The organism is Streptomyces sp. JW3 (assembly GCF_052216785.1).
In the GTDB taxonomy this organism is placed as follows: Bacteria; Actinomycetota; Actinomycetes; order Streptomycetales; family Streptomycetaceae; genus Streptomyces.
Genome location: NZ_JBQOUX010000033.1, coordinates 18,589 through 36,906 on the forward strand (window position 1 = coordinate 18,589; position 18,318 = coordinate 36,906).

Below are 18,318 nucleotides of genomic sequence, written 5' to 3' on the forward strand. Positions count from 1 at the left end.
CGGGCTAGGCGGAGGCACGGGGCCGGGCGGGAGTGCCGGGCTAGGCGGAGGCACGGGGCCGGGCGGGAGTGCCGGGCTAGGCGGAGGCACGGGGCCGGGCGGGAGTGCCGGGCCGGGCGGAGGCACGGGGCCGGGCCGGAAGCGCGTCGAGGTCGCCGGGCGTGGGAAGTACGCCGATCGGTTCGGCGGGCAGCTCGTGCTGGTCACCGGGGCGGGCGGCGGCATCGGACGGGCCACGGCGCTGGCGTTCGCCGAGGCGGGCGCGCGCGTGGTGGCCGTCGACCGGAACGGCGCGGCCGCCCTGGACACCGCCGAGCGGGCCCGGGCGGCGGGCGCGCAGGCCGCCTGGGCCGAGACCACCGACGTCTCCGACGAGCAGGCGATGGAGAAGCTCGCCGGGAAGGTCGCCGCCGAGCACGGCGTGCTGGACATCCTGGTGAACAACGCCGGCATCGGCCTGTCGGGGTCCTTCTTCGACACCACGCCGGAGGACTGGCGGGACGTCCTCGGGGTCAACCTGTGGGGCGTGATCCACGGCTGCCGGCTCCTCGGGCGGCCGATGGCCGAGCGCGGCCAGGGCGGGCACATCGTCAACGTCGCCTCGGCGGCGGCGTACCAGCCCTCCCGCCTGCTGCCCGCCTACGGTGCCTCCAAGGCGGCGGTGCTGATGCTGAGCGAGTCCCTGCGCGCCGAACTGGCCGGGAAGGGCATCGGCGTCACGGCCGTCTGCCCCGGGCTCGTGGACACGGGCATCACCGCCACCGCGCGGTTCGCCGGCGCCGGTGCCGCCGAGGAGCAGCGCCGGCAACGGCGCACGGCACGGCTGTACGGGCTGCGGAACTACCCGGCGCGAAAGGTCGCCGACGCGATCCTGGAGGCGGTGGTGCGTGACCGGGCCGTCGTCCCGGTCACGCCGGAGGCCCGCGGCGCACGGCTGCTGTCCCGCTTCCTGCCGGGGGCGACGCGTGCACTCGCCCGGGGCAACCCACCGCTGTGAAGCCCCAGTTCTCCACAGTAATCCCCAACCAGCCTGTGGATAACACCCCTTGGCTGTGGACCAAACCTCACCGCGGAAATCGTTCGCGTGACCCGCATCTCATTCGGCACGCTGGTCGCATGAACGAACGAGACAAGAGAACCAAGGGGAGCACCGACGACAGACGCACCGTGAAGGTGTCGAAGTACCTGTCCAAGCATCTGCGGCACCAACCCGAACGGATCGGACTCACCCTCGACGCGGGCGGCTGGGTGGAGATCGAGGCGCTCCTCGCCGCGGTCGCCGCCCACGGCTTTCCCCTCTCCCGCCAGGAGCTGGACCACGTGGTCGCCGACAACGACAAGCGGCGCTTCGCGGTCGAGGGCACCCGCATCCGCGCCAGTCAGGGCCACAGCGTCGACGTCGACCTCGGCCTGCCCCCGGCGACCCCGCCGCCGTACCTCTACCACGGCACGGTCGCCCGCCACCTGGACGCCATCCGGACCGAAGGACTCCGGCCGATGAACCGGCACGCCGTCCATCTCTCGCCGGACCGGGAGACCGCGACCCGGGTCGGCGCTCGCCGCGGCCGTCCGGTGGTGCTGCCGGTGGACGCCGCCGCGATGCACCGCGACGGCCATGTCTTCCAGGTCAGCGCCAACGGGGTGTGGCTGACGCCGGCGGTGCCGCCGCACTATCTGCGCTTTTCCTGACGCCGGCCCGCGCGTGGCGGGTGTTCACGTGGCGGGTGTTTCACGTGAAACAGGCGGCGCCGCTTAGGCTCGGTGCCATGAGTCTGCGCCTGAGCACCGTGATCCTCCCCCACCGCCGCTGGCACGAGGGCGGCCGTGCCACCTGGACACGGGCCGAGCAGCTCGGTTTCCACGCCGCGTACACCTACGACCACCTGTCCTGGCGCAGCTTCCGCGACGGCCCCTGGTTCGGTGCCGTACCGACGCTGACCGCTGCCGCGTCGGCCACCGAGCGGATGCGCCTGGGCACCCTGGTGACCTCACCGAACTTCCGGCACCCCGTGACGCTGGCCAAGGAACTGATCTCCCTCGACGACATCTCCGGCGGCCGGATCACGCTGGGCATAGGAGCGGGCGGCACCGGCTTCGACGCCACCGCACTCGGCCAGGAGCCCTGGACGCCGCGCGAGCGGGCCGACCGGTTCGCCGAGTTCCTCCAGCTCCTCGACCGGCTGCTGACCGAGGACGCGGTCTCCTACGAGGGCGACTTCTACGCGGCCCACGAGGCGCGCAACGTGCCGGGCTGTGTGCAGCGGCCCCGGCTGCCGTTCGCGGTGGCCGCGACCGGTCCGCGCGGCCTGCGGCTGGCCGCCCGGTACGGACAGGCGTGGGTGACCACCGGCGACCCGAAGCTGTTCGAGGAGGGCACCCCCGAGCAGTCGGTACGGGCGCTGCGGGCGCAGGCGGAACGGCTGGCCGATGCCTGTGCCGAGCTCGGCCGTGACGCGGACGAGCTGGACAAGGTGCTGCTCACCGGCTTCACCCCGGACCGCAACGAGCCGCTGCGCTCCCTGGACGCGTTCGTGGACTTCGCCGGACGCCACCGGGAGCTGGGCTTCACCGAGATCGTCGTGCACTGGCCGATCCCGGACTCCGGCTTCGCCACGGACGAGAAGGTTTTCGAGCGGATCGCCATGGAGGCGCCGGCCCAGCTGGCCTGATGTCCCGCCCGCACCGGCTCCCATCGCTTCTCCGCTCACATGGGTTTTCCGCTCACACGGGCGGCCGGCCCGATGAGAGCCGTACCTCACAGATGGGCGGACTCCCGCACGCCCGTGCGGACCCGTGCGTGACAATGGCCCGGTGACCTCAGCGACTCGACAGCCCCAGACCCCGGCCGCCGCCGCTCGCCCCCGGCTCATCGCCACCGACCTCGACGGAACCCTGCTGCGCGACGACAAATCGGTCTCCCCCCGCACGGTCGCCGCGCTGGCCGCGGCCGAGCAGGCGGGCATCGAGGTCTTCTTCGTCACCGGCCGCCCCGCACGCTGGATGGACGTGGTCAGCGACCATGTGCACGGCCACGGCCTCGCCATCTGCGGCAACGGCGCCGCCGTGGTCGACCTGCACGGCGGCCCCGGTGCCCACCGGTTCGTGAAGGTGCGGGGCCTGGCCCGGCAGAACGCCCTGGACACCGTACGGCTGCTGCGCGAGGCGGCACCCGGCACGGTGTACGCGGTCGAGCAGACGTACGGCTTCAACCAGGAGCCGGAGTATCCGAAGATGCACCTGGAGGTCCCCGACGTCCTCCGGCCGGCCGAGGAGCTGCTGGGGCCGGACGGCCCGGCGCCGGACGAGCCGGTGCTCAAGATCCTCGCCTTCCACCCCACCATCGAGCCGGACGCCTTCCTCACCCTGGCCCGCCTCGCCGTGGGCGACCGCGCCAACGTCACCCGGTCCAGCCCCAGCGCCCTGCTGGAGATCAGCGGACCCGACGTCTCCAAGGCCAGCACGCTCGCCCTGTGCTGCGCCGAGCGCGGCATCTCGCACGAGGAGGTCGTCGCCTTCGGGGACATGCCGAACGACGTGGAGATGCTCACCTGGGCGGGGCAGTCCTACGCGATGGGCAACGCCCACCCGGACGCGGTCGCCGCCGCCTCGGGGCGGACCGTCGCCAACAACGACGACGGGGTCGCCCTCGTCATCGAACGGCTGCTCGCGCGGGCCGCCTGACACGCGTCACGGTCTGACACGAGTCACGGTCTGACACGAGTCACGGTCTGACACGAGTCACGGTCTGACACGCGTCACGGTCCAGGCAGCGGGCCGGGGCGCGAGGTGGCGGTCAGATCGTCACGCCGCGCTGCGCCAGCCAGGGCACCGGGTTCAGCGCCGAGCCCGTCTCCGGGGTGACCCGCACCTCGAAGTGCAGGTGCGGTCCGGTGGAGTTGCCGGTGCTGCCCGACTGCCCGATCCACTCGCCGGCCTCGACCCGGTCCCCCTGGTCGACGGCGACGCCGGCCAGATGCGCGTACTGCGTGTAGTACCCGCCGGCGTGCTGGAGGACGACCTGGATGCCGAAGGCGCCGCCGCACGACACCTTCACCACCCGCCCGGCGCCGACCGCCCGCACCGGTGTGCCGACCGGCACCGCGAAGTCCTGCCCGGTGTGCCGGTTCGCCCACCGCGTTCCGCCGCTGCCGAAGGACGCGGACAGGTCGTACGTCTCCACCGGCGCCACCCAGTCCCGGCTGAGCCGGGCCGCCGGCTGGTCGAGCCGGACGGCGCCGGGGCAGGACCCGGCGGCGGCCGACGCCTCGGCCCGGCCCTGCAGCTTGGACCGGGCCGCCGCCAGCTTGCGCTCGATGTCCTGTTTGAGGACGGCGAGTTCGGTGGTGCGCCGGTCCAGCTCCCGCCAGGCCGCCTCGGCCTTCGCCCGGTTCGCGGCCAGCCGGGCCTCGGCCCGCCGGCTGCGGCCGAGGGTGTTGCCGACGGTGCGGTTCACCCGCGCCACGGCACGCTGACCGCGCATCAGCTGGTCGGGGTCGTCGGCGAGGAGCATCCGCGCGGTGAGCGGCAGCCCGCCCCCGCCGCGGTACTGGGCGCGGGCGATCCGGCCCAGGTCCTCGTTGATGACGACGATCTCCCGGCGCTGACGCTCCAGCAGTTCCTCGGCCCGTTGTGCCTCCGCCCGCCGGATTTCAGCTTCGCGCCGCCCGTCCTCGTAGCGCCGGGTCGCCGTGGCGGCGTCCTGGTAGAGCCGGACCACTTCCGCGCCGGCCCCGGAGCCGGGACCGGCGTCCCCGTCCGACCCGGGGCGGGCCGCCAGGACGGCGAGCGCGCACAGCAGCACCGGAACGAGCAGCGTAGGTCGGCGAGATGAGCGCATGCCAGTGATCGTGGACCCTGCGGCACCTCCGGGTCATGTTCAGCTCGTACGGCTGGGGGAGCGGTTGCTGCACACGGGGCATCGGCGTCCCCCGAAAACCCCTCCGGGGTCAGTACGGCACTTCCCACACGACGGTCGTGCCCGCGCCCTCCGCCCCGATGCCCGGACCCGTCCGGCTGGAGCCGCCGAGGGCCCGCGCGCGGCGTTCCAGGTTGCGCAGGCCGCTGCGCCGGCCGCCCTCGGGGAGGCCCACGCCGTCGTCGGCGACGGTCAGCCGGACGCCCGGCCGGCCGTCGGGCAGGGTCACCGTCGCGTCGACGACGACCTCGGTCCGCGAGGCCCGGGCGTGCCGGTAGGCGTTGGAGAGCGCCTCGCGCAGGGCGGCGACGAGATTGCGGCCGGTCTCCTCGCCGACCGCGGTGTCGACCGGCCCGACACAGCGGTGGTCGGGGGTGTGGCCCAGCGGCACGGCGGCCATGGTGATCTCCCGCAGCACACGGGCGCGCAGCCCCGGCGGGGCCTCGGCGGGCTGCCGCAGCGCGAAGATCGCCGAGCGGATCTCCTGGATGGTGACGTCGAGTTCGGCCACCGCCCGGCCGACACCGTCACGCACCTCGGGCACGGCCGAGGCACGCGCGGCGCGCTCCAGCGTCATCCCGGTCGAGAACAGCCGCTGGATGACGAGCTCGTGCAGGTCGCGGGCGATGCGGTCGCGGTCCTCGTACACGGCGAGCCGTTCCCGGTCGCGCTGCGCCTCCGCCATGACCAGGGCCAGCGCGGCCTGTGCGGCGAACCGGTCGGCGAGCGCCCGCTCGGTGCGCGTGAACGGCCGCTCCCCGCGCGCCCGGTGACCAGCCGGGGGTCGGTGGCCGCGTCGTCCACCACCGTGGACCGTCCGGCGAGCAGATCGGCGACCAGGCCGCTGTGCGGCGGGACGACCGTGCCCAGGAACTCGGTGGGCCGCCGCGCGGCGACGGCCGCGATCTCCATCCCGCCCCCGGCGGCCGGCAGCAGCACGATCCCGGCGACGGCTCTGGAGAGCCGGCGCGCCTGTTCGGCGACCACCTGAAGGGAGTCGTCCGCGTCGGCGCCGGACAGCAGCGCCGTGGTGACGGCGACCGATCCGTCGATCCAGCGCTCCCGCTGCCGGGCCGCCTCGTACAGCCGGGCGTTGCCGATGGCGATGCCCGCCTCGGTGGCGAGCACCCGGACCAGGGCGAGGTCGTGGTCGTCGAACGGCACGTCGCCGCGTTTGCCGGCCAGGTACAGGGTGCCGAAGATCTCGCCCTGCACCCGGACGGGTACGCCGAGGAAGCCGCGCATCGGCGGGTGCCGGCCCGGCAGTCCGCCGGTGCGCGGGTCGGCGGTCAGGCCGGCGGGGCGGACCGGTCCCGGCTCGTCGGTCAGGGCGCCCAGCAGTCCGGTACGCGGGTCCGGTGGCCGGCCGATCCGGCGGGCGGTCGCCTCGTCGACGCCGTGGTGGACGAAGTAGGCGAGGCCGTCACCGTCCTCGGCGTCTTCGGCCACGACGCCCAGCGCCGCGTACCGCGCGTCGGCCAGGTCGGCCGCCGTCCGGCAGATCCGCTCCAGGGTGGAGTGCAGCTCCAGGCCGCTGCCGACCGAGCGCATCGCCTCCAGCAGCTTCGGCACCCGGACGCGCAACTCGGCGGCGGCTCCCGGCCCGGACGGCCCGGACGGCCCGGACGGTCGGGGGCCGGGCGGCGGGGTGTCTGAGGGTGGGGTGCCGGAGGGCGGGGTGCCGGGCATGCTCCGAGCCTAGTAAGACCTTTTTGTCCTGGAAAGTCGGGCTGCACGCATGGGCGGCGCCCGGGCCTACCCGGCCGCCGTCACCAGCAGGTCCGCGGCCGCCTCCCGCTCGGCCATCGACCGCAGCGGCCCCGGCGTGGCCACCAGCTCCGCGAAGGGGCCGCGCTGCACGACCCGCCCCGCGTCGAGCACGACCACCTCGTCGACGCTCTCCAGGCCGGCCAGCCGGTGGGTGATGAGCAGGGTCGTCCGGCCCTCGGTGGCGGCCAGCAGATCGGCGGTGAGCGCGTCGGCGGTCGGCAGGTCGAGGTGCTCGGCGGGCTCGTCGAGCACCAGTACCGGGAAGTCGGCCAGCAGCGCGCGGGCCAGCGCGAGACGCTGCCGCTGGCCGCCGGACAGCCGCGCCCCGTGCTCCCCGACCAGCGTGTCGAGCCCGTCGGGCAGACCGTCGGCCCACTCCAGCAGCCGGGCCCGGCCCAGCGCGTCGCGCAGTGCGACCTCGTCGGCATCCTTCCTGGCCAGCAGCAGGTTCTCCCGCACCGAGCTGTCGAAGAGGTGCGCGTCCTGCGCGCACAGCCCGACCAGCCGGCGTACGTCGTCGCTGTCCAGGGCGCGGGCGTCCACCCCGGCCAGCGTGTACGACCCCGCGCTCGGGTCCAGGAACCGCAGCAGCACCTGTGCGAGCGTCGTCTTGCCCGACCCGGACGCCCCGACCACGGCGACCCGGCGGCCCTGCGCCAGCGTCAGGTCCAGGCCGGTCACGGCCGCCCGGTCCTGCCCGGGGTGACGGGCGGCGAGCCCCTTGACGACGACCGGGAACGGCGTCGCGGGCGCCGGCCGGGGCCGCTCCGGCTCCGGTACGGGCTCGGGGGCGTCGAGCACCTCGTGGACGCGCTCGGCGCTGCGGCGTACCCGCTGCCGGTACTGGGCGGCCAGCGGCAGGCCGAGGACGGCCTCGAAGGCGGCCAGCGGGGTCAGCACGACCACCGCGAGGAGTACGCCGCCGAGCCGGCCGGCGCCGACCGCCTGGACGCCCACCAGCGCGGCGGCGGCGACGGTCAGCCCGCAGACCAGCGTGGTGAGTCCGTCGCCGAGCGCGGTCGCGGTGGCCGCCCGGGAGGCGATCCGGGTCAGCGTGGCGTCGGCCCGGCGGGCGTCGGCGGCGCGGGCGGGCAGGGCGCCGGCCACGGTCAGCTCGGCGGTGCCGGTGAGCAGGTCGGTGACCTCGGTGGCGAGCGCGCCCCGGGCGGGGGCCAGCCTGCGCTCGGCCCGGCGGGCCACCGCGCCGGTGACCAGCGGCACGCCGACGCCCGCGGCGAGCAGCCCGGCGGCGAGCACCGCACCGGCCGCCGGCAGCAGCCAGGCCGTGAAGCCGACGGCGGCGGCGGAGACCACCAGCGCGGCACCGGCCGGCAGCAGCCAGCGCAGCCAGTAGTCCTGGGCCGCGTCGACGTCCGCTACCAGCCGGGACAGCAGATCGCCGCGCCGGCTGCCGCGCAGCCCGGCGGGCGCGATCCGCTCCAGTCGCCGGTACACGGCGACCCGGGTGTCGGCCAGCATGCGCAGCACGGCGTCGTGCGAGACCAGCCGCTCGGCATAGCGGAAGACGGACCGTCCGATGCCGAAGGTCCGGGTCGCGGTGACGGCCACCATCAGGTACAGCACCGGCGGCTGCTGGGAGGCCCGCGAGATGAGCCACCCGGAGGTCGCCATCAGACCGACGGCGCTGCCGAGCGCGAGGCTGCCGAGCAGCAGGGCGAGCGCGAGGCGGCCGCGCCGGGCAGCGGACATCCCGCGCACCCGGGCGAGGGCACCGCGCCGGGCACCGGGGGCGGGGCCCGGGTGGCCGAGGGCAGGGCCCGGCTGGCCGAGGGCAGGGTCCAGGTGGCCGAGGGCAGGGTCCAGGTGGCCGAGGGCAGGGTCCAGGTGGCCGAGGGCAGGGTCCAGGTGGCCGAGGGCAGGGTCCAGCGGGCCGAGGGCAGGGTCCAGCGGGCCGGCCGAATCCTCCGCCGGCCCGCTGGACGCCGCGGGCCTGCTCGCAGCGGCCCGCGTGACGGGCTCGGGTTCGGGCGCCGCCAGCCGCACCACCCGGTCCGCCGCCTCCAGCAGCGCCGGGCGGTGCACCACGAGCAGCACCGTCCGCCCCGCCGCGAGCCGCCGTACCGCCGTCACGACCTCCGCCTCGGTCGCCCCGTCCAGCGCGGCCGTCGGCTCGTCAAGCAGCAGCACGGGCCGGTCGGCGAGGAACGCCCGAGCCAGCGCCAGCCGTTGCCGCTGCCCGGCGGAGAGCCCGGCCCCGTCCTCGCCGAGTACCGTCCGGGCCCCCTCGGGCAGCGCGTCCACGAACTCCAGCGCCCCGGCGTCCCGCAGCGCCCGGCGGACAGCGGCGTCGTCGGCTCCGGGCCGGGCCAGCCGTACGTTCTCGGCGATCGTGGTGGCGTACAGGTGCGGGCGCTGCGGCACCCAGGCCACCTGGGCGTGCCATTCGGCCGGGTCCAGCCCGGCGAGATCGGCGCCGCCGACCGTCACCCGTCCCGCCACCGGCCGTACGAACCCCAGCAGTACGTCGAGGAGGGTGGACTTGCCGGCCCCGCTCGGGCCGACCAGGGCGACCGTCTCACCGGGCTCGACGGTGAAGCTCATGTCCGCCACGGCGTCCGCCGCCCGGCCGGGGTACCGCACCGTCACGCCCTCGAAGGACAGGGCTCCCTGGGCCGGCACCGGGCCGGTGCCCGGCGCGGGCGCGGGGGTCTCCAGCACCTCGAAGATCTCCTCGGCCGCGGCCAGCCCTTCGGCCGCCGCGTGGTACTGCGCCCCGACCTGCCGCAGCGGCAGATACGCCTCGGGTGCCAGCACCAGCACGACCAGACCGTCGTAGAGGGCCATGTCGCCGTGGACCAGGCGCATGCCGATGGTCACGGCGACCAGTGCCACCGAGAGGGTGGCGAGCAGTTCCAGCGCGAAGGAGGACAGGAAGGCGATCCGCAGCGTCCGCATGGTCGCCAGCCGGTAGTCGCCGGTGATCCGCTTGATCGACTCGGCCTGCGCCTTGGCCCGGCCGAAGACCTTCAGCGTCGGCAGGCCCGCGACCACGTCCAGGAAGTGCCCGGACAACCGGGACAGCAGCCGCCACTGCCGGTCCATCCGGGACTGGGTGACCCAGCCGATCAGCGCCATGAAGAGGGGGATGAGCGGCAGCGTGACGACGATGATGACCGCCGACAGCCAGTCCTCGGTGACGATCCGGACCAGCACGGCGACCGGCACGACCACCGCGAGGCCCAACTGCGGGAGGTAGCGGGAGAAGTAGTCGTCGAGCGCGTCGACGCCCCGGGTGGCCAGCGCGACCAGCGAACCGGTGCGCTGGCCGGTGAGCCAGCCGGGACCGAGTGCGGTGGCCCGCGCCAGCAGCCTGCCGCGCAGCTCCGACTTCACCGCCGCGCTCGCGCGGTGCGCGGCCAGCTCGGTGAGCCAGCCCACCAGACCACGACCGCAGGCGACGGCCACCAACAACAGCAGCGGAGTACGGAGTCCGGTGGCCGCCAGACCGTGCTGGAAGGCGCCCACCACGATCTCGGCGATGAGCATCGCCTGCGCGATGACCAGCCCCGCGCCGACGGCGCCCAGGGCGACGACGGCCACCAGGAAGAGCCGAGTGGTGCGGGCGTACCGCAGCAGACGTGGATCGATCGGTTTCACGTGAAACACTCCCCGGCCGGACTCATGCCCGGACTCAGTGCGCGGCGTCGGCGAGGTGCTGAGTGCCGATGCGCTTGCGGAAGACCCAGTACGTCCATCCCTGGTAGAGCAGAACGACGGGGGTGCCGATCGCCGCCAGCCAGGTCATGATCTTCAGGGTGTACGGGCTGGACGAGGCGTTGGTGACGGTCAGGCTCCAGTCCGGGTTCAGCGTGGACGGCATGACGTTCGGGAAGAGCGTCAGGAACAGCATGGCCACAGCGGCCACGATGGTGACGCCGGAGAGCGTGAACGCCCATCCCTCGCGACCGGCCTGATTGGCCACCAGCGCGGCGACCAGCGCGGCGACGGCCACCACCAGCGCGACCAGGCTCGCCCCGTCCCCGCTGTCCGCCTGCGTCCACAACAGGAAGACCAACGCCAGCACGGCCGTGAGCAGGCCGACGCGCAGCGCCAGCTTCCGGGCCCGCTCCCGGATCTCGCCGACCGTCTTGAGTGCGGTGAACACCGTGCCGTGGAAGGTGAACAGCGTCAGCGTCACCAGCCCGCCGAGCAGCGCGTAGGGGTTGAACAGGTCCCCCAGGGTGCCGACGTACTCCAGGTCCCGGTCGATCTTCACGCCGCCGACGATGTTGCCGAAGGCCACACCCCACAGGAACGCGGGGATCAGCGAGGTCCAGAAGATCGCGTGTTCCCAGTTGCGCTGCCAGCGCTCCTCGGGCCGCTTCACCCGGTACTCGAAGGCCACGCCCCGGATGATCAGGCACAGCAGGATGACCAGCAGGGGGAGGTAGAAGCCGGAGAAGAGGGTGGCGTACCACTCCGGGAAGGCGGCGAAGGTGGCGCCGCCGGCGGTGAGCAGCCAGACCTCGTTGCCGTCCCAGACCGGGCCGATGGTGTTGATCAGCACCCGCTTCTCGGGCCGGTTTCGGGCCAGCAGCTTGGTCAGCACGCCGACCCCGAAGTCGAACCCCTCCAGGAAGAAGTAGCCGGTCCACAGGAAGGCGATGAGGACGAACCAGACGTCGTGCAGTTCCATGACGGTGCAGCTCCCTTACGCCTAGTACGAGAAGGCCATCGGCTTGTCGGCGTCGCGGACGTCGCCGCCGATCTTCGTGGGCGGATTGAGGTCGGCCTCGGTGAGTTCCGGCGGGCCTGCCTTGACGTACTTGGCCATCAGCTTGACCTCGATGACGGCCAGCACGGCGTACAGCAGGGTGAAGGCGGTCATCGAGATGATGACCTCGGTCTGGGAGACGCCGGGGGAGACCGCGTCGCGGGTCTGGAAGAGGCCGTAGACGACCCAGGGCTGCCGGCCCATCTCGGTGAAGATCCAGCCCCAGGAGTTGGCGATCAGCGGGAAGCCCATCGTCCACAGGGCCAGCAGCCAGTACAGGCGGGTGAGCCGGTTGCCGAGCGGCTTCTTCAGCAGGACCAGGTGCGGCACCTCGTCGTCGCCGGTCCGCCAGGCGGCCGGCAGCAGGAACTTCTTCCGGGTCAGCCACAGCCCCACCAGGCCGAGCGAGAAGGAGGCCATCCCGAAGCCGATCATCCAGCGGAAGCCCCAGTAGGCCACGGGGACGATGGGCTTGTAGTCACCGGGCCCGAACTTCTCCTGCTCGGCCTTGTTGGTGTCGTGGATGCCGGGCACGTACGAGTCGAAGTCGCTGTGTGCCAGGAAGGACAGCAGGCCGGGGATCTCCAGGGCGACCTTGTTGTGACCCTCGTCGACGTCCCCGTAGGCGAAGACGGAGAAGGGCGCCGGCTGTTCGCCGTCCCACAGCGCCTCGGCGGCGGCCATCTTCATCGGCTGCTGCTCGTACATGACCTTGCCGAGGGTGTCGCCGCTGATCGCGGTGAGCATGCCGCCCACGGCCAGGGTGACCAGGCCGAGGCGGAGCGAGGTCCGCATCACCGGGATGTGCTTCTTGCGCCGCAGATGGAAGGCGGCGATGCCGACCATGAAGGCGCCGCCGGTCAGGAAGGCCGCGGAGAAGCTGTGGAAGACCTGGTTGAGCGCGGTGTTCTGGGTGAGCACCTGCCAGAAGTCGGTCAGCTCCGCCCGGCCCTTGGCCTCGTTGATCTTGTAGCCGACGGGGTGCTGCATCCAGGAGTTGGCCGCCAGGATGAAGTACGCCGACAGCAGCGTGCCGAGCGAGACCATCCAGATGCAGGCCAGGTGGATCTTCTTGGGCAGCTTGTCCCAGCCGAAGATCCACAGGCCGATGAAGGTCGACTCGAAGAAGAAGGCGATCAGCGCCTCGAAGGCCAGCGGGGCGCCGAAGATGTCGCCGACGAAGCGGGAGTAGTCGGACCAGTTCATGCCGAACTGGAACTCCTGCACGATGCCGGTGACCACGCCCATCGCGATGTTGATCAGGAAGAGCTTGCCCCAGAACTTGGTGGCCTGGAGGTACTTCTCCTTGCCGGTGCGCACCCAGGCGGTCTCCAGGCCGGCCGTGAGCGCGGCCAGCGAGATCGTCAGCGGCACGAACAGGAAGTGGTAGACGGTCGTGATGCCGAACTGCCAGCGCGCCAGGGTCTCCGGCGCCAGGGCCAAGTCCACGTCGTCACTCTCCTCACATCGCCGTGGTCAGCGGCAGATTGTGCGTGTATGACACACCCATACCGGGAGCGATCCGACACGCTTGTGAACGCGTTCACATTCACAAGCAATTATGACCTACTGCTTTTCGACGCCGGAAGGGGGGTCCCCTGTGACGTCAACCCCAACGCAAAAGGCCCGTTTCACGTGAAACGGGCCTCTGGGCAGCGGGCAGCGGGCAGTGGGCAGTGGGCAGTGGGCAGTGGGGGGGCGCGGAAGCAGGTTCGGGAGCAGGTGCGGGGGGCGCCTGCGGGTCACAGCTCCTTGCGGTACCCCTCCGTCACCTTCAGGAAGATGTCGTTCGCCTCGTTCTCCCCCACCGTCACCCGCACCCCGTCACCCGGGAACGGCCGGACCACCACGCCGGCCCGCTCGCACGCCTCGGCGAAGTCGACCGTGCGCTCCCCCAGCCGCAGCCACACGAAGTTGGCCTGGGTCTCCGGCACCGTCCAGCCCTGGGCCCGCAGTCCCTCGACCACCCGCGTGCGCTCGCACACCAGCGAACCGACCCGGCCCAGCAGTTCGTCCTCGGCGCGCAGCGAGGCGATCGCCGCCTCTTGTGCGATCTGGCTCACCCCGAACGGCACCGCTGTCTTGCGCAGCGCCGCCGCCACCGGCTCATGGGCCACGGCGAACCCGACCCGGAGCCCGGCCAGCCCGTACGCCTTGGAGAAGGTCCGCAGCACACAGACATTGGGCCGCTCGCGGTACAGCTCGACGCCGTCCGGCACCCGGGGATCACGGATGAACTCGCGGTACGCCTCGTCCAGCACCACCAGCACATCGGCGGGCACCCGGTCCAGGAACCGTTCCAGCTCCTCGCGCCCGACCACCGTGCCGGTCGGGTTGTTCGGGTTGCAGACGAAGATCAGCCGGGTCCGGTCGGTGATCGCGGCGGTCATCGCGTCCAGGTCGTGCACGTCACCGTCGGTCAGCGGCACCTGGACCGCCGTGGCGCCGCTGATCCGCGTGATGATCGGGTACGCCTCGAAGGACCGCCAGGCGTAGATCACCTCGTCCCCGGGGCCCGCCGTCGCCTGGAGCAGCTGCTGGGCCACGCCCACCGAACCGGTGCCGGTGGCCAGGTGGGAGACCGGGACGCCGAACCGCTCGGACAACTCCGCCATCAGCCCCGTACAGGCCATGTCCGGGTAGCGGTTGAAGGCACCGGCCGCCGCCATGACGGTCTCCATCACGCCCGGCAGCGGCGGGTACGGGTTCTCGTTGGAGGACAGCTTGTAGGCCACCGGCCCGTCCGCCGCCGCGGGCTTGCCCGGCTTGTAGGTGGGGATCCCCTCCAGCTCGGCGCGCAGCTTAGGGCTCGTCTCGCTCACCGCAGTCCTCCTCGTGACCACCACCGGCATCGAATACTTCTCACCTTATGAGGATTCGGCTCCGGTGCGTACGGTCGAGGACGGGCTGCTCGGTCACACCGAGGCCGGACCGAGTCCGCACCGAGGTCACACCGACATCAGGGGCATCGGCACCCGAAGGCGTACGTTCCGGGGGCGCGCCCTACATATATCTACGCGCCGGTGGCTTGCGCCGTGGCGCGCATCCCCCGTAGTGGTGAGTTGAGACCTCTTCGCAACATCGCACTCTTGGCAGGCCCGCACGCGCCGACACGCTACGTCCGGGGGTCAGATCACCTAACTGACATGCTTTCCAAGGGAGTTGCCCCTTGCCCGCCATGCAGAAACGTGCCTGTCAACGCGCGCATATGCGTCCGCCCTACCCCACTGCATGAGCCCTACTATCGGCTCGCCATGACAGCAGCAGGGAAGCACCAGGTGAGCCGCGCGGAAACCTCACGCCGAGGCAGCCGGCCGGGCCGGGCGGGCATCAGAGACGTCGCCGCCGCCGCCGGAGTCTCCATCACAACCGTCTCCGATGCCCTCAACGGCAAGGGCAGGCTCCCGGACGCCACCCGACGCCATGTCCGCGAGGTCGCCGACCGGCTGGGCTACCGGCCGTCGGCCGCCGCCCGCACCCTCCGTACCGGCAAGTCGGGACTGATCGGCCTGACGGTGACGACGTACGGGAATGAACCTTTCACCTTCACCGAGTTCGCCTACTTCGCCGAGATGGCGCGGGCCGCCACGTCGGCCGCGCTCGCGCGCGGCTACGCGCTGGTCATCCTCCCCGCGACCTCCCGCCACGACGTGTGGTCCAACGTCGCCCTGGACGGCACGGTCGTCATCGACCCCTCCGACCAGGACCCGGTCGTCAGCGAGCTGGTCCGCCAGGGCCTGCCGGTCGTCTCCGACGGCCGTCCGGCCGGCGCGCTCCCGGTCACCGCCTGGGTGGACAACGACCACGAGGCGGCCGTCCTCGGCATCCTCGACCACCTCGCCGACGCCGGCGCCCGCCGCATCGGCCTGCTCACCGGCACCACCACCGACACCTACACCCACCTGTCGACCACCGCGTACCTGCGCTGGTGCGAGCGGGTCGGCCAGGACCCGGTCTACGAGGCCTACCCGGCGCACGACCCGTGCGCGGGCGCCGTCGCCGCCGACCGGCTGCTGGCCCGTCCGGACCGGCCGGACGCCGTCTACGGCCTCTTCGACCCCAACGGCACCGACCTGCTCGCCGCGGCCCGCCGCTACGGGCTGCGGGTCCCCGACGACCTGCTGCTGGTCTGCTGCAGCGAGTCCACCGTGTACGCCACCACCGAGCCGCCCATCACCACCCTGTCGCTCAAGCCGCGCCGCATCGGCACGGCCGTGGTGCAGCTGCTCATCGACGCCATCGAGAGCGTCGACTCGAACCAGCCGGTCGAGCAGGTGATACCGACCGAACTGATCGTGCGGACCTCCTCCCAGCGCCGGCCGCCGCGCACGACGGTCAGCCCGCCGCGCTCTCCCGAGGGCCAGTAGGAGCCGTCCCCTCGGCAGCGGGTCGGGCCCGGCAGGACCCGACCCTCGGGAAGCGGAACGGACGGGAAGGACGGTCAAGAGGTGACCGTGAGGTGACTGAGGGGCGGGCGAAGAGCGGGCCAATCGGGGCGAAAGCCGCGTCCTGGCGGGGACCTGTTCCGATTCACCACCCCTGGGTCATCACACAGCGCGATCCGCATTCCTATGATGGGCCCACGACACCGCGGGCCGCTGCGACCAGGCAGTCCGAAGCGGTGCAGCAGCGGCGCGATGGTGGAGGGGTCGATGACTCAGGGGGCCGGTCAGGGACCCGAGGTGGAGCGGACGGCGACGTTGCGCGACTTCCGAGTGCCCGCGTACGTCCACGAGACCGGTCCGTACGGCCAGGGCGCGCACCCCGGTGACGTCGTTCCGGCGCCCGAACAGGCCCCGCCGCAGGGGTACCCCGCCACCGAGCGCGACCTGCCGGTCATCGACGGGCAGGACACCGCGCAGGTGGCCGTCGAGCCCGTACCGGCCCCGGCGGGACAGCCCGCCACCGGGCCCGGGCCGCTGTACGTCGTGGGCGACGTGCACGGCTATCTCGACGAGCTGGTGGCCGCGCTCCAGGAGCAGGACCTGATCGACGCCGACGGCCAGTGGTGCGCCGGCACCGCCCGCCTGTGGTTCCTCGGCGACTTCACCGACCGCGGCCCGGACGGCATCGGCGTCATCGACCTGGTGATGCGGCTGTCCGCCGAGGCCGCCGCGGCCGGCGGCTACTGCAAGGCGCTGATGGGCAACCACGAACTGCTGCTGCTCGGCGCCAAGCGGTTCGGGGACACGCCCGTCAACTCGGGCGCGGGCACCGCCACCTTCCAGGCGGCCTGGCTGCTCAACGGCGGCCAGAAGACCGACATGGACCGCCTCCAGGACCACCACCTCCAGTGGATGGCCCGCCTGGACGCCGTGGAAGAGGTCGACGGCCACCTCCTCGTGCACTCCGACACCACCGCCTACCTCGACTACGGCGGTTCCATCGAAGAGGTCAACGACACCATCCACGAGGCGCTCACCCGCAATGACGCGGACGAGGTGTGGGACCTGTTCCGCAAGTTCACCAAGCGCTTCTCCTTCCGCGACGAAGGCGGCGCCGACGCCGTGCGCTCGCTGCTCGACACCTACGGCGGCACCCGCATCGTGCACGGGCACAGCCCCATCCCGTATCTGCTCGGCGAGGTCGGCTCCGAGGACGGCGAGGACAACTCCGGTCCGACGGTCGAAGGACCGCATGTCTACGCCGACGGACTCGCCATCGCGATGGACGGCGGCGTGACCATGGCCGGAAAACTGCTGGTCCAGCAACTGCCGATGACCGACTGAGGACTCCCCGGGCGGTCCGGGCCCGCGTGGCGGACCTCCGGGCCGGCACCCAATTTCTGGAAACCCCCTGTCACCCCGCGCCGTCACCGCTCTACCATCGGCTTATCCGTAGCAGGCTCCCCTCCGTTTCTGCCCGACGGCTCGTTGGCATGCGAGCCCCAAGCCCTACGGAGCATCGGGGGATGCACATGAACAGCGTTCCGCAGCACCTGTTGAGCGAGGACCGCCAAGAGTACGAGCGGGTTCTCAACGAGGCGCTGCGCTCCGCACCACACCGCCCGGAACTGGCCGCTGTGGGACAGCGGCTCAACTCGGAACAACTGCGCACCATGGCGCTCAGCGCCACCGCCCTGATCACCGCGGCGGCGGCGACCGAGTACCAGCACTATGTGAAGGTCCGCGAGGAACTGCGCCAGCCGGCGCCGTCCGCCGCGCCGTCGTCCGCCCGCGAACCGGGTGCCACCGAGTCCGGTACGCACTCGATGGGGCTCGCCGCCACCATGGGAGAGGTCGTCGAGACCGCGGGGGCGGGCGCGGGCGCCGTCATCACGGTCCTGGCCCCCGTCCTCACCGGTACGGCCGCCGCGATCTTCCTGCTCGTCGGGTACATCCTGAAGATGATCGACCCGGAGCAGGCGTTCGCCCGGACCATGCTCACCGCCGGCTGGGTGTTCGGCGCCCTGACCGCGATCACGATCCTGGTCGCCGCCGTCGGTCTGCTGACCACCGCGCTGCGCAACCGTCCCTCGGCCGAGGCCGCGGCGTACGGAGAACGCGACGGGGAGGTGAAGCGGGCCAGGGAAGCCTGGCGCGAAGCCCTGCTGGAACAGGGCATCGTGCCGTTCCTGCGGGACGCCCTGGCCGATCCGGCCGCGGCGTCGGCGCCGGGCGGTACGGGGCCGTCCGCACCGGCCGGCCGGATGCCGCAGCTCGGCTACGGCCGCCCCGGCTTCTCCAGCCCCGACGAAGGATCCACCGCCGGTCCACGCCCGAGCTACTCGAGCCCGGACTACTCCAGCCCGGACTTCGGCGGCCCGGAGCACCGGCCCGAGTGACCACCGGTGTGCGCTCCCCGGCGGGCGGGTCCCGCCCAGGGGGAGCGCACGTCGGTGGCGCACCCGGGACCGGCGGGAGGGCTTCCCTCTCCCACCGCTCACCGGACCGGTCGG

The 18,318-nt window shown here is 72.8% G+C and carries 12 protein-coding genes and 1 pseudogene; 7 read left to right on the forward strand and 6 right to left on the reverse strand.

Annotation, left to right across the window (positions count from 1 at the left end):
* The 4 genes from ACTT8P_RS15810 to ACTT8P_RS15825 all read left to right on the forward strand — a co-directional run.
* On the forward strand, window positions 1-997 hold a 997-nt coding region (locus tag ACTT8P_RS15810), incomplete at its 5' end, for an SDR family NAD(P)-dependent oxidoreductase (protein WP_442832272.1).
* Window positions 998-1,116: 119 nt separating this feature from the next.
* Entirely contained in the window at window positions 1,117-1,689 is a 573-nt protein-coding gene (locus tag ACTT8P_RS15815; protein ID WP_442832273.1) for an RNA 2'-phosphotransferase, read from the forward strand.
* 77 nt (window positions 1,690-1,766) lie between these two features.
* On the forward strand, window positions 1,767-2,669 hold the full coding sequence (locus tag ACTT8P_RS15820; protein WP_442832274.1) for an LLM class flavin-dependent oxidoreductase: 903 nt from the start codon (window positions 1,767-1,769) through the stop codon (window positions 2,667-2,669).
* Window positions 2,670-2,811: 142 nt separating this feature from the next.
* The gene (locus ACTT8P_RS15825) at window positions 2,812-3,681 is read left to right on the forward strand and encodes a Cof-type HAD-IIB family hydrolase (RefSeq protein WP_442832275.1); all 870 of its coding nucleotides are present in this window, start codon (window positions 2,812-2,814) and stop codon (window positions 3,679-3,681) included.
* Between the two features lie 112 nt (window positions 3,682-3,793).
* Here ACTT8P_RS15825 and ACTT8P_RS15830 read toward each other — a convergent pair whose 3' ends face one another.
* The 6 genes and pseudogenes from ACTT8P_RS15830 to hisC form a co-directional block, all read right to left on the reverse strand.
* A complete protein-coding gene (locus tag ACTT8P_RS15830; protein ID WP_442832276.1) occupies window positions 3,794-4,837 on the reverse strand; it encodes a peptidoglycan DD-metalloendopeptidase family protein in 1,044 nt (347 codons plus the stop codon).
* A gap of 109 nt (window positions 4,838-4,946) precedes the next feature.
* Window positions 4,947-6,466 (reverse strand): annotated as a pseudogene (locus tag ACTT8P_RS15835) (sensor histidine kinase).
* A gap of 204 nt (window positions 6,467-6,670) precedes the next feature.
* Window positions 6,671-10,303, reverse strand: coding sequence for a thiol reductant ABC exporter subunit CydD (cydD, locus tag ACTT8P_RS15840; RefSeq protein ID WP_442832277.1), 3,633 nt, complete (start codon window positions 10,301-10,303; stop codon window positions 6,671-6,673).
* A gap of 34 nt (window positions 10,304-10,337) precedes the next feature.
* Complete coding sequence (cydB, locus tag ACTT8P_RS15845; protein WP_442832278.1) at window positions 10,338-11,342, reverse strand: cytochrome d ubiquinol oxidase subunit II; 1,005 nt, start codon at window positions 11,340-11,342, stop codon at window positions 10,338-10,340.
* A 21-nt stretch (window positions 11,343-11,363) separates the two neighbouring features.
* Entirely contained in the window at window positions 11,364-12,869 is a 1,506-nt protein-coding gene (locus ACTT8P_RS15850; RefSeq protein WP_442832279.1) for a cytochrome ubiquinol oxidase subunit I, read from the reverse strand.
* 293 nt (window positions 12,870-13,162) lie between these two features.
* Complete coding sequence (gene hisC, locus ACTT8P_RS15855) at window positions 13,163-14,242, reverse strand: histidinol-phosphate transaminase (RefSeq protein ID WP_442832280.1); 1,080 nt, start codon at window positions 14,240-14,242, stop codon at window positions 13,163-13,165.
* 432 nt (window positions 14,243-14,674) lie between these two features.
* On the opposite strand from hisC, the gene ACTT8P_RS15860 reads away from it, so the two are divergent.
* The 3 genes from ACTT8P_RS15860 (at window position 14,675) to ACTT8P_RS15870 (ending at window position 18,204) form a co-directional block, all read left to right on the forward strand.
* Window positions 14,675-15,787 carry a LacI family DNA-binding transcriptional regulator gene (locus tag ACTT8P_RS15860; RefSeq protein ID WP_442832281.1) on the forward strand — a complete coding sequence of 371 codons (1,113 nt, stop codon included), beginning with the start codon at window positions 14,675-14,677 and terminating at the stop codon, window positions 15,785-15,787.
* Window positions 15,788-16,057: 270 nt separating this feature from the next.
* Window positions 16,058-17,149, forward strand: a complete 1,092-nt coding sequence (locus ACTT8P_RS15865; protein WP_442832282.1) for a metallophosphoesterase — start codon at window positions 16,058-16,060, stop codon at window positions 17,147-17,149.
* Between the two features lie 182 nt (window positions 17,150-17,331).
* A complete protein-coding gene (locus tag ACTT8P_RS15870) occupies window positions 17,332-18,204 on the forward strand; it encodes a hypothetical protein (protein ID WP_442832283.1) in 873 nt (290 codons plus the stop codon).
* Window positions 18,205-18,318: the final 114 nt, after the last annotated feature.